The sequence below is a fragment of the Streptomyces sp. ISL-100 genome (genome assembly GCF_018614615.1).
Taxonomy (GTDB): domain Bacteria; phylum Actinomycetota; class Actinomycetes; order Streptomycetales; family Streptomycetaceae; genus Streptomyces.
Window position 1 is genome coordinate 18,540 of sequence record NZ_JAGGOK010000047.1, and the last position, 13,077, is coordinate 31,616.

At 71.1% G+C, this 13,077-nt stretch carries 13 protein-coding genes; 10 read left to right on the plus strand and 3 right to left on the minus strand.

The window, feature by feature from the left end:
* The first annotated feature begins 60 nt into the window (after window positions 1–60).
* The 4 genes from J7E89_RS21090 to J7E89_RS21105 all read left to right on the plus strand — a co-directional run bounded on the left by J7E89_RS21090 (window position 61) and on the right by J7E89_RS21105 (window position 4,122).
* A complete protein-coding gene (locus tag J7E89_RS21090) occupies window positions 61–336 on the plus strand; it encodes a hypothetical protein (RefSeq protein ID WP_214975804.1) in 276 nt (91 codons plus the stop codon).
* Complete coding sequence (locus tag J7E89_RS21095; protein ID WP_214975806.1) at window positions 333–614, plus strand: hypothetical protein; 282 nt, start codon at window positions 333–335, stop codon at window positions 612–614. Before J7E89_RS21090 ends, J7E89_RS21095 begins: the two co-directional genes overlap by 4 nt.
* 88 nt (window positions 615–702) lie before the next feature.
* The gene (locus J7E89_RS21100; RefSeq protein ID WP_214975807.1) at window positions 703–2,475 is read left to right on the plus strand and encodes a LuxR family transcriptional regulator; all 1,773 of its coding nucleotides are present in this window, start codon (window positions 703–705) and stop codon (window positions 2,473–2,475) included.
* Window positions 2,476–2,733: 258 nt separating this feature from the next.
* A complete protein-coding gene (locus J7E89_RS21105) occupies window positions 2,734–4,122 on the plus strand; it encodes an FAD-binding oxidoreductase (RefSeq protein ID WP_214975809.1) in 1,389 nt (462 codons plus the stop codon).
* 15 nt (window positions 4,123–4,137) lie between these two features.
* On the opposite strand, the gene J7E89_RS21110 is transcribed toward J7E89_RS21105, so the two are convergent.
* From J7E89_RS21110 to J7E89_RS21120, 3 genes are read right to left on the minus strand one after another with little or no spacing between them, the layout of a single operon-like run.
* A complete protein-coding gene (locus tag J7E89_RS21110) occupies window positions 4,138–4,665 on the minus strand; it encodes a hypothetical protein (protein WP_251060863.1) in 528 nt (175 codons plus the stop codon).
* The gene (locus J7E89_RS21115) at window positions 4,662–5,189 is read right to left on the minus strand and encodes an RNA polymerase sigma factor (RefSeq protein ID WP_251060864.1); all 528 of its coding nucleotides are present in this window, start codon (window positions 5,187–5,189) and stop codon (window positions 4,662–4,664) included. Before J7E89_RS21115 ends, J7E89_RS21110 begins: the two co-directional genes overlap by 4 nt.
* On the minus strand, window positions 5,186–5,656 hold the full coding sequence (locus J7E89_RS21120; protein ID WP_214975811.1) for a DUF3995 domain-containing protein: 471 nt from the start codon (window positions 5,654–5,656) through the stop codon (window positions 5,186–5,188). The genes J7E89_RS21115 and J7E89_RS21120 overlap by 4 nt, the downstream gene beginning before the upstream one ends.
* Window positions 5,657–5,956: 300 nt before the next feature.
* On the opposite strand from J7E89_RS21120, the gene J7E89_RS21125 reads away from it, so the two are divergent.
* The 6 genes from J7E89_RS21125 (at window position 5,957) to J7E89_RS21150 (ending at window position 12,901) form a co-directional block, all read left to right on the plus strand.
* Window positions 5,957–6,802, plus strand: coding sequence for an LLM class F420-dependent oxidoreductase (locus J7E89_RS21125; protein ID WP_214975813.1), 846 nt, complete (start codon window positions 5,957–5,959; stop codon window positions 6,800–6,802).
* Between the two features lie 111 nt (window positions 6,803–6,913).
* On the plus strand, window positions 6,914–7,132 hold the full coding sequence (locus J7E89_RS21130) for a hypothetical protein (protein WP_214975815.1): 219 nt from the start codon (window positions 6,914–6,916) through the stop codon (window positions 7,130–7,132).
* A 109-nt stretch (window positions 7,133–7,241) separates the two neighbouring features.
* Window positions 7,242–7,952, plus strand: coding sequence for an HAD family phosphatase (locus tag J7E89_RS21135; protein ID WP_214975817.1), 711 nt, complete (start codon window positions 7,242–7,244; stop codon window positions 7,950–7,952).
* Window positions 7,949–10,705, plus strand: coding sequence for a bifunctional FO biosynthesis protein CofGH (locus tag J7E89_RS21140; RefSeq protein WP_285439268.1), 2,757 nt, complete (start codon window positions 7,949–7,951; stop codon window positions 10,703–10,705). Before J7E89_RS21135 ends, J7E89_RS21140 begins: the two co-directional genes overlap by 4 nt.
* Before the next feature lie 131 nt (window positions 10,706–10,836).
* Window positions 10,837–11,346: a hypothetical protein gene (locus tag J7E89_RS21145; RefSeq protein WP_214975819.1), complete on the plus strand. Its 510-nt coding sequence runs from the start codon at window positions 10,837–10,839 to the stop codon at window positions 11,344–11,346.
* A 142-nt stretch (window positions 11,347–11,488) separates the two neighbouring features.
* Window positions 11,489–12,901: a flotillin family protein gene (locus J7E89_RS21150; protein ID WP_214975821.1), complete on the plus strand. Its 1,413-nt coding sequence runs from the start codon at window positions 11,489–11,491 to the stop codon at window positions 12,899–12,901.
* Window positions 12,902–13,077 lie beyond the last annotated feature (176 nt).

Below are 13,077 nucleotides of genomic sequence, written 5' to 3' on the forward strand. Positions count from 1 at the left end.
CCGTCTTCGGTGTCCGGCGCCATACTGGGGGATGGTAGCCACGTCCGACTGGAGCGAATCATGAGCGCACAGCCCGAGCACGGCTGGGGAGCGATGCCCCTGCCGGAGATCCGGACCGTGGACGACTTGCGCCGTGCGCTCGATCGCTACGGCTTCCCCGGCGACCGGGAGAAGTTCGAAGCTGAGCTGTCGGCCGCCATAGGGGAATCCCCCACCAACGACTTCGAGGGCGCGGCCGCAGTCGTACGGGCGTACCGTCACCGGGTCCGGATCAGGAACTCGTCCGACATCATGGCGGCTCTCGAAGACGCACGCTCCGAGGGTAGTGGCCCATGAGCGAGCTCCCGCTGGAAGAGGCCGACCCTGCCAAGAAGGCATTCGCCGACCTCACGGAGGGGGAGCGGGAAGTGGCCCGGGCCGCGCTCGAAGTCATCAGACGGCATCCTGCGGCCGGGCGAGAGATTCCTGGCTGGCGCCCACCCTCCGTGGAGTACACGTACACCACGCCGATGGCGCGTGATTCGGCCGAGGCGGTCACCGTGGTTTACACGCACACCCCTGGCATGGGCGTGACGGTCGTGTACTACTTCCGTGATCCACGGGTGGTCGACTGAGTGAGCCGTACGAGCCGAGTCGGTCCAGGCCTTCGGATATGGGCGGGTTTGCCCGCCCGCTCATATTCTGGGAGGGAAGGGAGCGGCCATGGCCGTCCAGGAGGCCCCCTCCGTCGAGCGGGCGCGGGACGCGGCGGCCCGGGAGTCCTGGGCCGAGGCGTACGTGCTGCTGCGCGCCCTTGACGGCCACGCCTCGCGTGCCCTCGCTCCCGAGGATCTCGACACCCTGGCCGATGCCGCGTGGTGGTCCGGTCACGTGGACGAGTCGGTCGACGCCCGCCTGCGTGCCCACGCGGGGTATGCCGCCGCCGGCGACCACCGCCGGGCCGGCTGTGCCGCGTGGTGGCTGTACTTCGAGTACCGCGAGCTGGGGCGTCCCGCCGCGGCCGCCGGCTGGCTGCACCGGGCCCGCCACCACTTGGAGCACGAGCCGGAGTGCCCCGAGCAGTGCTTCCTCGCCTGGACCGACTCGGAAGAAGCGCAGGGGAACCGGGACCCCGGAGCCGCGCTCGCCGCCGCCCGCCGGATGTACCGCATCGCCCGGCACTCCGGCAGCCCCGACCTCATCGCCCTGAGCCGCCAGACGCACGCGGCGGTGCTGCTCGCGGACGGCCGGACGGCGGAGGGGCTCGCTCTGCTGGACGACGCGATGTGCGCGGTTACGGCGGGCGAGCTGAGCGGCATGTTCACCGGCTGGCTCTACTGCCTGGCGCTCAACCAGTGCATGGCGGCGGCGGACTTCGGGCGGGCGGTGGAGTGGACCGATGCGGCGATGGCCTGGTGTTCGGTGCCCTGGTCGCAGCACGTCACGCCGTCGCCCGGGTCGTCGTCCGGAGCGTCGTCCACGCCGTCGTCCCCGCCGCAGAGCGGTGGCGGCCCCGGCAGCCCCCTCACCGACAACCCCTTCCGCGGGCTCTGCCGCGTCCACCGCGTCGAGGTGCTCGACCTGCTCGGCTCATGGTCTGTCGCCGCCGCCGAGGCGGAGCGGGTCTGTGAGGAGGTACTGCCGGACTCCCTCGAAGCCGCCGCGGCGGCCCACTACGCCGCCGGGGAGATCATGCGCCGCCGGGGCCACCTGGAAGCCGCCGCCGTTTCGTACGCACACGCCCACGAACTGGGCCGTGTCCCGCAGCCCGGACTTGCCCTCCTCCGCCTCGCCCAGGGGAAGGCCGACGCCGCCGTGACCGGCCTGCGCCTGGCCCTGGCCTGCCAGAGCGACGCGTCGCCCGACCTGCTGGGACGTGCGCGGCTGCGTGCCGCCCAGACGGAGGTGGCCCTGGCCGTGGGGGACGTGGACGGCGCCGCCTCCGCGGTCGCGGAGCTCGAAGTGCTCGCCGCCGGCGGCCCCCCGGCTCCCGCCGCGACCCTGCTGAGCGCCATGGCCGACACCGCGCGCGGCGCGCTCGAACTCGCCCGGCACGGCGCACAGGACCCCGACGAGGCGCTGCGGCCGCTGCGCCGGGCGCTGGCGGGCTGGCTGGAGCTGCGGATCCCGTACGAGGCCGCGCAGGTACGGATGCTGCTCGCCGCCGCCGACCGGGCCGCCGGTGACGACGAGGCCGCCCGGCTGGAGCTCCGGGCCGCCCGCACCACCTTCGAACAACTCGGCGCCGTTCCCGACGCCCGGCGCGCGGCAGCTCTGCTGGGGGAGAGGCACGAGGCGCTGCCCGGGGGCCTCACCCCACGGGAATGCGAGGTACTACGGCTGGTCGCGGCGGGCGGCACGAACCGGGACATCGCACGCGAGCTGGTAATCAGCGAGCACACCGTGGCCCGCCACCTGAACAACATCTACGCCAAGCTGAACGTAACCTCCCGCACCGCCGCCACGGCCTACGCGTACTCCCACGGCCTGACCTGACAACGCCGGAGGGGCTGGATTTTCCAGCCCCTCCGGCGTTTGAGGAGCGGGGTCTGGGGCGGAGCCCCGGTTCGGGAAGGGGCGGGTAGGGGAAAGAGCCCCGCGCAGCGGCACCCCCCGCCCGCGCACCCATGGGCCGTTCTGCCCATGCCCGGCCCGGCCGAAGTGGGTGGTACGTGCGATGCCCGAGGTGAACCCCCCGGCGTACAACGGACGCATGAAGCCACTCCTCGCGCCCCCAGAAAGCCGGTGCCCGCCATGACAACGCTGACCACCCAGCCCACCGACCTGGCCCTGGACCTGCTGCGCGCCACCGTGCACGGCGACGTCATCACCCCCGCCGACCCGGCATACGACGAGGCCCGCCGCGTCTACAACGCGATCCACGACCGCAACCCGGCCGCCATCGTCCGGGCCGCCGGCGCCGCCGACGTCATCGCCGCCGTACGCTTCGCCCGCGACCACGACCTCCCCCTCGCCGTCCGCGGCGGCAGCCACGCCGTCGCCGGATACGGAACCTGCGACGGCGGTCTGGTCGCCGACCTGTCCCGGATGCGCGCCGTCCGCGTGGACCCGGAGGCCCGTACCGCCCGCGCCGAAGGCGGCTGCACCTGGGGCGACTTCAACCACGCCACCCACGCCTTCGGTCTCGCCACCACCGGCGGAGTCGTCTCCACCACCGGAATCGGCGGCCTCACCCTCGGCGGCGGCATGGGACATCTCTCCCGCCGCTACGGCCTGTCCTGCGACAACCTCATCTCCGCCGACGTCGTGACCGCCGAAGGCACCCTCCTCACCTGCGACGCCGACCAGCACCACCCCGACCTCTTCTGGGCACTGCGCGGCGGAGGCGGCAACTACGGCATCGTCACCTCATTCAAGTTCCGGCTGCATCCGGTGAGCGACATCCTCGGCGGCCCCACCTTCTACCCGCTCGACGGCGACGTCGCGCGCCGCTGGCGCGACATGAACGCCGAGGCCCCGGAGGAGTTCAACTCCCTCTTCGCCGTCCTCCTCGGCCCACAGCTCCCGTTCCTGCCCGAGCGCTGGCACGGCCGCGCCGTGTGCGCCGTCCTGACCTGCTTCAGCGGCCCCGCCGACGAGGACGACAAGATCCGCGGGCGCCTGGACGCACTGGGCCCCGTCATCGGCCAGTACGTCGACCGCATGCCGTACCCCGTGATCAACACCCTGTTCGACGAGGACCTGCCGCCAGGCCTCTACCACTACTGGAAGGGCAACTTCAGCAGCGAACTGACCGACGGCGCCATCGACGTCCACATGACATACGGCGCGACGATTCCGTCGATGGAGAGCGACACCGTCATCTTCCCGATCGACGGCGCCTGCCACCGCGTCGGCGGCGAGGACACTGCGTTCGCCTACCGCGACGCCGCCTTCTCCGCCGCTTTCGGGGCCAGTTACGCCGATCCCGCCGACACCGAGCACAACATCGCCTGGACTCGCGCGTACGACGAGGCGCTGCGCCCGCACACCGAGGAGGCCGGATACATCAACTTCATGGCAGCCGACGACCAGGACCGCGTACGCGCCAACTACCGCCAGAACTACGACCGGTTGCGCGCGATCAAGCGCCAGTACGACCCGCAGAACGTGTTCCGCATGAACCACAACATCGCGCCGTGACGGCCACGACTGAAACTACTGGACGCGCACCGCCAGCCTCCCCAGCACCCGGCGCCCCGCCCGCCCCACCCCCACCGGAACCAGCGCCGCCCGGCCCGGAACACGGACCCCGCCGGTGAAGGCAACCCGGGTGCGCCGGCCGTCGGGGGTCGCGGCGGCGGCCACGCCGACCAGCACGAACCGGCTCTGGAGCCAGATCCACCCCGGGCGGCGTACACCGTCGAACCTGGCCCGCATGCCGAAGCGGCTCCGGGCGACCGCCTCGACCCGGTCGCCTTCGATACGTACGACGCGCAGGCGCCGCATGTCGGGAACGAGACGGCCGAACTCGCCGTCCAGGTCGGCCAGCAGTGCCCACACCTCGTCGAACGGCGCGGCGATCTCGCGCTCGCTGACACGCGCGCCGCGCACCCCGGCGGACAGCGCGTAGAGGCGGCGTACCGGATCGAGCGGAGGAGGGACCGGCCAGCTGAGCCGGTCGGGCCGGTCGGGCCGGTCGGGCCGGTCGGGCCGGCCGGGCCGGTGGTCGTCGTCGGTAGTCATGACTGCCACGCCTTCCTGAAGGAGTCCCTGGCCCGGTGCAGCCGGGACTTCACGGTGCCGACGCGCAGGCCGAGGAGTTCGGCGGCGGACTGCTCGTCGAAGCCCTCGATGTCGCGGAGTACGAGTACAGCCCGGTGCTCCGGGGACAGCCGCGCGAGTACGTCGCCGATGTCCGCCGCGAGCTGCGGATCGCCCCGGGCGGGCAGCGTCGCGAGGTCGGCGGGGACGGCGCGGGCGGACTTGCGGGCCACCCGGACCGCCTCCCGGCAGGCGATGGCCCGTACCCATCCGTAGAGCGCGGCCGGCTGCTTCAGGGAATGCAGGCCGCGGAAGACGGCGACGAGCGTCTCCTGTACGGCGTCGGGCCCGTCGGCCAGGGCGATCGGCGTACAGATGCGGCCGACATACGGGGCGAGGGCGTCCAGGAGGTCGTTCATCGCGAGGGTGTCACCACGCTGGGCAAGGCGCACCAACTGCCGTACGTCATCATCCCGTACGTCTTCTCGCTGAGCGGCGTCACTCAACTCCGCTCCCTCACCAGCGCCGACATCAGCGCAAGCCGGGCGGTGGTAGCCGCCATCGCCAGCGTCAGGGGTGTGTAGAGCCCCAGGTTGAGCCAGTAGAACGTGTCGCCCGCACTGGCGTCGAGTCCCGCATCCACCCCGAACGCCCATGCCACCCCGACCAGCCCCCGCACCGCCGTACCGCACGCGACGGCGACCGTCCCCAGCTGGAGCAGCCGCCCCCAGCGGTGCGCCCCGCCGAGCCGGGCCCTGGCGGTCACCAGCCCCGCCGCCGTGAACAGCAGCGCGGCGAGCGGCAGGACCACGGGCGGCGTGAACGGCACTGCGGCACCCAGCACGGCGTACGAAAGGGACGTCGCGTCCGCGGCCGGCCACGTCCTGCCGGTGGCCCAGAACACGTGCAGCAGACCGTCCGTGATCAGGACCGCCGCCACGGCGGTGGCTGCGGCATGGCGGTTGAACTTCATGAAGCCCTCCTCGGTGCGCGAATGCGTCACCTCACAGAGGAGCCGAACCCCCGATTAGTTCCCCTGGTTCCCCTGGTTCCCCTGGTTCCCCCAGTGAGGAAGATCTGATATTGAGCCGTGAACGCCCCTGCAACGGAAGGGGCGTGTCGGCCGACCTTTACGGGTGCGGTTCGCATCGGCTCACCCACATTGAACCCGTGGCACCGGTGCGCCGAAGTTCGGCAGAACGTAGTTTGGCGCTCATCAGCCGGTTCACAGGCAGGTAGGCAGGCCGAGGTCACGATGATGAGGAGCTCCCGCATGCGCATCGCCACCACGATCTTTCTCACCGACGAGACGATCACGCCGGTACGGCTCGCGCGCGAGCTGGAGGAGCGCGGATTCGCCGGCCTGTACCTGCCCGAGCACACCCACATCCCGGTGTCCCGGGAGTCCGCGTACCCGGCGGGCGGCGAACTCCCGCGTGAGTACGGCCGTACGCTCGACCCCTTCGTAGCCCTCGGCCAGGCCGCCGCGGTCACCGAACGGCTGGGTCTCGGCACCGGCATCACGCTGGTCGCCCAGCACGACCCGATCGACCTGGCCAAGCAGATCGCGACCCTGGACCACCTTTCCGGCGGCCGCTTCACGTTTGGTGTGGGCTACGGCTGGAACAAGGAGGAGGCCGCGGACCACGGCGTCGAGTGGGCCACGCGCCGCGAGCGGACGCGGGACCGGATGGCGCTGATGCGGGCGCTGTGGTCGGAGGAACCGACGGCGTACGAGGGGGAGTTCGGCTCGGTACGTGCGTCATACGCGCACCCGAAGCCGGTGCAGAAGCCACGCGGCCCGGTGACCGGCCCGCGCACGCTGGTGGGCGGGCCGGCGGGCCCGAAGCTGTTCGCCCACATCGCGGAGTACGCGGACGGGTGGCTCCCGATCGGCGGCCGGGGCCTGACGGAGTCCGTGCCGGTGCTGCGTACGGTATGGGAGGACGCGGGGCGCGAGCCGGAGGCCCTGCAGGTGGTCCCGTACGCGGTGAAACCCAGCCCGGGGAAGCTGGCGCACTTCGCGGACCTGGGCATCACGGAGCTGGTGGTGCAACTGCCGCCGGCGGGCGAGGCGGAGGTCCTTGGCGTACTGGATGAGTACGCGAGGTTTATCTGACCAGAACGGCCCGCCCCTCTGTGCGAGGCGCCCGGGCGCCGCTACCTTGGCCATCTCGGCATGGACAGCGCCCGGCCCTGCGGCCGGCACCTCGGGGGAGAGGCTACGCACATGCAGAAAAGCCCATTCAGTATCGTCGCGATCGTCTTCGGCGCGGTAGCGCTGTTCTTCTGCCCGCCGCTGTTCGGCATCCTCGGCCTGGTCTTCGGCGGAATCGCCAAGTCAAAGGACGAACCGCTGGCGGTGACGGGCCTGATCGTCGCGGCAGCGGGCCTGGCCATCGGCATGGTCCTGGGTTTCGTGGTCTTCAGCTCGATGTCGACACCGTGACGGAGGCGTCTCCTTCGGATCACAGCCCCGTTTGCGGTCCTGCGGTCCTGCCGCGTGGTGCGCCGCACCCGCGCACCCGCCGCCCAGCACCGCTGGCATCATCGAGGCTGTGACCCCGACTCCGCGCCCGACCCCGCCGCAACCGTGCGCCAAGCGGTTCGTTCTCTTTGATGTGGACGGCACGCTGATCGACGCTCTCGACAACCAGCGTCGGGTCTGGGCGGACTGGGCCGTGCGGTACGGGGTGGACCCCGGCGAGGTGTATCGCGTCGCGGTGCGGACGCGGCCGCTGGAGACCTTCGCCCTTGTCGCCCCCGCCGAGGATCCGCAGGAGTGCCTGGCCGCGCTGCACGCGCTGGAGGACGAGGACGTACGGTCCGGGGAGTACACGGCGTTCGACGGTGCGGCCGAGCTCTTGCGCGGGCTGCCGTCCGGCGCCTGGGCGCTGGTGACCTCCAACTACGAGCACCGCGTGCGTGGGCGGTTCGCGCGTACCGGGCTACCGGTTCCCGACGTGGTCGTCGACGCTGCAGAGGTGGCGGAAGGCAAGCCGTCTCCCGTCCCCTACCTGCTGGCCGCCGCACGCCTGGGCACGCGGCCGGAGAACTGCCTCGTCATCGAGGACGCGCCCTCCGGCGTACAGGCCGGGCTCCGCGCCGGCATGACCGTGTGGGGCGTGAACACGGCCGTCGCCGTGGACGGCGTGCACCGCCACTTCATCAGCCTTCGGGAAGCGGCCCCCGACATCACCGCCTTCCTGGCAGGCGCTCCGCAGGGCGGGCCATGCCGATGTGCGTCGCTCGTATGCTCGGACGCATGACGACACGCGACGCGAGCGCACCACAGGGGAACGGGAACGGGAACGGGAACGAGAACGCGAACGGGAACGGGCCTGGGAACGGACGCAGGGGTGACGGCAACATCCCCGGCAGCACCCCCATCCCCATCCCCATCCCCATCCCCACCCCCACCCCCAACGCCATGCGCCGCGCCCTCAAGCGTGCCCGTGACGGGGTCGCGCTCGACACCGGCGAGACCGCCGTGCTGCTCCAGGCGCGCGGTGACGACCTCCTGGACCTTGCAGCCTCCGCCGCGCGCGTGCGCGACGCCGGGCTGGACGCCGTCGGGCGGCCCGGCGTCATCACGTACTCGCGCAAGGTGTTCATCCCACTGACCCGCCTCTGCCGCGACAAGTGTCACTACTGCACCTTCGTGACCGTTCCCGGGAAGCTCCGCCGCGACGGCCACGGCATGTTCCTCTCCCCCGACGAGGTCATCGACATCGCCCGCCGCGGCGCCGAAATGGGGTGCAAGGAAGCACTGTTCACGCTCGGCGACCGGCCCGAGGAGCGGTGGCCCGAAGCGCGCGAGTGGCTGGAGGCGGAAGGGTACGACGACACCCTCGCGTACGTCCGTGCCCTGGCCATCCGCGTCCTGGAAGAGACCGGGCTGCTGCCCCACCTCAACCCCGGTGTCATGTCCTGGACCGACCTCCAGCGGCTCAAGCCCGTCGCCCCCAGCATGGGGATGATGCTGGAGACGACCGTCACCCGCCTGTGGTCCGAGCCCGGCGGCCCGCACCACGGCTCCCCCGACAAGGAGCCCGCCGTACGGCTGAGGGTGCTGGAAGACGCCGGCCGCTCCAACGTCCCCTTCACCACCGGACTCCTGATCGGCATCGGCGAGACGTACGAGGAGCGCGCAGACTCGCTCTTCGAGCTCCGCAAGACCGCCCGCGCCTACCACGGCATCCAGGAAGTAATCGTCCAGAACTTCCGCGCCAAGCCGGACACCGCCATGCGCGGCATGCCCGACGCCGAGCTGGAGGAGCTGGCCGCCGCCATCGCCGTGGCCCGCCACATCCTCGGGCCGAGCGCCCGCATTCAGGCCCCGCCCAATCTTGTCGACTCCGAGTACGCGCTCCTCATCGGCGCGGGCATCGATGACTGGGGCGGCGTCTCGCCGCTCACTCCCGATCACGTGAACCCGGAGCGCCCCTGGCCGCACATCGACGAGCTCGCTGCCAAGACCGCCGAGGCCGGCTTCGAGCTGCGCGAACGGCTCACCATCTACCCGGAGTTCATCCAGCGCGGCGAGCCCTGGCTGGACCCCCGGCTCGTCCCGCACGTACGCGCGCTCGCCGACGCGGAGACCGGGCTCGCGCGTGAGGGTGTACGGCCGACGGGCCTGCCGTGGCAGGAGCCTGACGACGGTTTCAACGCGACTGCGACTGCGACTGCGACTGCGACCGCGACTTCCACGGCAGCGGCAGGCACCGGCCGCACCGACCTGCACCTGACCATCGACACGACCGGCCGCACCACCGACCGCCGGGGCGACTTCGACAACGTGTACGGCGACTGGGACGCGCTGCGCGAGGCCGCCGCCCCCGGCATGGTGCCCCAGCGCATCGACACCGACGTACAGCAGGCGCTGAAGCAGGCCGCCGACGACCCGGCCAAGCTCACCGACGACCAGGCGCTCGCACTTCTCCACCTGGACGGTCCGGCCCTCGACGCCCTCTGCCGCATCGCCGACGAGCTGCGCCGGGACGTGGTCGGCGACGACGTCACATACATCGTCACGCGCAACATCAACTTCACCAACGTCTGCTACACCGGCTGCCGTTTCTGCGCCTTCGCGCAGCGGCGCACGGACGCCGACGCCTACACGCTCTCCCTCTCCCAGGTCGCCGACCGCGCGGAGCAGGCATGGGAGGTCGGCGCGGTCGAGGTGTGCATGCAGGGCGGCATCCACCCCGATCTCCCCGGTACGGCGTACTTCGACATCGCGCGCGCCGTGAAGGAACGCGTCCCCGGCATGCACGTACACGCCTTCTCGCCCATGGAGGTCGTCAACGGCGCCACCCGCACCGGCATGTCGATCCGGGAGTGGCTGGCGGCGGCCAAGGAGGCCGGGCTGGACTCCATCCCCGGCACGGCCGCCGAGATCCTCGACGACGAAGTGCGCTGGATCCTCACCAAGGGCAAGCTGCCGACCGCGACGTGGATCGAGGTCGTGAAAACCGCGCATGAGCTCGGCATCAGGTCGTCCTCGACCATGATGTACGGGCATGTCGACCAGCCGCGCCACTGGCTCGGCCACCTGCGCACTCTCGCCCGTACTCAGCAGGAGACCGGCGGCTTCACGGAGTTCGTGACGCTGCCCTTCATCCACACGAACGCGCCCGTCTACCTGGCCGGCATCGCCCGCCCCGGCCCGACGGACCGTGACAACCGGGCCGTCACCGCCATGGCCCGGCTCCTCCTGCACCCGCACATCACCAACATCCAGACCAGCTGGGTGAAGCTGGGCGCGGACGGCGCGGCCGAGATGCTGCGCTCCGGCGCGAACGACCTCGGCGGGACGCTGATGGAGGAGACCATCTCGCGGATGGCGGGCTCCAGTTACGGCTCGTACCGCTCCGTCCAGGATCTTGTCGCGATCGCGGAGGCCGCCGGCCGGCCCTCGAAGCCACGGACGACGTTGTACGGCGACGTACCGGTCGAGCGGCAGCGGGCGGCAGAGGCGTCGGACGGTCATCTTCCGGCGTTGCTGCCGGTGCTGGAGTGACGCGGCATCAAGGGCGCGTAAAGATTGCCGGAACCCGGCAATGTCTTCTGTCAGTCCTGCATGAGACGATCCGTCTTATTCAAGTTGTTCAATAGATCAATAGATCGGCGCACACGGGGGTGGGTGGGCGGATGACTGTTTTTCTCGGTCTCGGCATTGCGGGGATCGTGCTGCTGGCGCTCTCGCTGATCTTCGACGGGATTCTGGAAGGGCTTTTCGGGGGAGTCCTCGACGGCCTGTTCGACGGCCTGCTTTCGCTGCCCGTCATTGCCGGGTTCCTCTCGATGTTCGGCTTCGGCGGCGCGATCATGCTCGGCGCCACGGGTCTCGGAGCCGGTGCGGCCACGGGAGTCGGGGTTGCGGCGGGGGTCGTCACGGGCTGGTTCGCGTGGAAGTTCAGCCGTGCGCTGATGCGTGACCAGACCGACGCCACTCCGCGCGGCACCGACCTCGTCGGCACGGCCGGGTCCGTCGTGACCGCGATACCCGCCGACGGGTACGGCGAGGTGCTGCTGCGGCTCGGCGGCCAGCCGGTGAAACTCGCGGCCAAGAGCGCGGTGCCGGTCGCGCGGGGCGCCGAGATCTGGGTCGAGGCGTCACTGTCGAGCACCTCGGTCGCGGTGCGCCCCGTCGAACGCTGATAACCGGTCCCACCCTCGAAAGCTAAGGACCGGTCCCATCCGGTCACACCTCGTCCATCCCCGTCCCACCCGTGTCCAACAGTCCTGAGTCCGTACCGCTCCAACTGCTGCCGTCCCCTGGGAAGGCAGGGGGGAATTCATCATGAGTCCAGTCATCGTCGCGGTCGTCGGAGTCGTCGTACTCCTCGTCCTGCTGGCCCTTGTCGTCATTACGCGCTACAAGGTCGCCGGCCCCAGCGAGGCCTTCATCATCACCGGCCGTCGCGGAAAGACGTCCACCGACCCGGTCACCGGGCACACCTCGACCGACAACAGCGGCCAGAAGGTCGTCGTCGGCGGCGGCGTCTTCGTCGTTCCGTTCGTACAGCAGAAGTTCACCCTCGACCTCTCCAGCCGGCACATCCCGATCGCCGTGCGCGGCGCCGTCACCCTGCGCGGTGTGAAGGCCAACCTCGAAGGCGTCGCGATCGTCAAGGTCGGCGGCAGCGAGGACGCGATCAGGGCCGCGGCCCAGCGGTTTCTCCAGCAGCAGGACGGAATTGTCGGGTTCACGCAGGAGGTGCTGTCCGGCGCGCTGCGCGCGATCGTCGGCCGCATGTCGGTCGAGGACATCATCCGTGACCGTGCCGCCTTCGCCGGACAGGTCGCCGAGGAGGCCGAGGCGAGCCTGTCCGGGCAGGGCCTGATCCTCGACGCGTTCCAGATCCAGGACATCACCACCGAGGGCTCCTACCTGGAGGACCTGGGCCGCCCCGAGGCCGCCCGTGCCCGCCAGGAGGCGGACATCGCCGAGGCCATCGCCAAGCGGGCCTCGGAGCAGGCCCGGCTGAAGGCGGCCGAGGAGATCGCCATCGCCGAGCGGACCTTCTACCTCAAGCAGGCCGAGATCCGCGTGGAGACGGAGGCTGCGGCCGCCAAGGCCAACGCCGCCGGCCCGCTCGCCGACGCCGCCCGCCAGCAGGAAGTCCTGGCCGAGCAGGAGAAGGTCGCCGAGCGCCAGGCGGCCCTGACCGACCGCGAGCTCGACACGAAGGTGCGTAAGCCCGCCGACGCCGCGCGGTACCAGGCGGAGCAGGAGGCTGAGGCGCGTCGTATCGCGCAGGTCAAGGAGGCCGAGGCGGACGCCGAGCGTTCCCGCCTCACGGGTGAGGGCGAGAAGCTGCACCGAGCGGCGCTTGCCGAGGCCGTACGGATCGAGGGTGAGTCGGAGGCGGCCGCCATCGCCGCGAAGGGTTCGGCCGAGGCCGAGGCGATGCGCAAGAAGGCCGACGCGTTCGCGCAGTACGGCGACGCGGCCGTGCTGCAGATGCTCGTCGAGGTGCTGCCGCAGGTCGTCGCGAAGGCGGCGGAGCCGCTGAGCGCCATCGACAAGATGACGGTGATCTCGACGGACGGCGCGAGCCAGCTGGCCCGTACGGTCACCGACAACGTCGCCCAGGGCATGGAGCTGCTCAGCTCCACCACCGGGGTCGATGTCGCGGAGCTGCTGAAGGGCATCACGCAGCGGGGCACGAAGCCGGCGGACGAGAACGGCAAGATCCAGATCACGGACTGATCCAGAGGGACCGGCCCTGCGGGGCTTGTTCCCCACCCAGCCCCTTCCCGCTGTGACACTTTGCGGCTCCGCCGCGTGGGGGGCAAGCCCCCATCTCAGCCCCTCCGGCGTTTGAGGAGCGGGGTCTGGGGCGGAGCCCCAGCTTCGGGAAGGGACGGGTAGGGGACAGCGCCGCA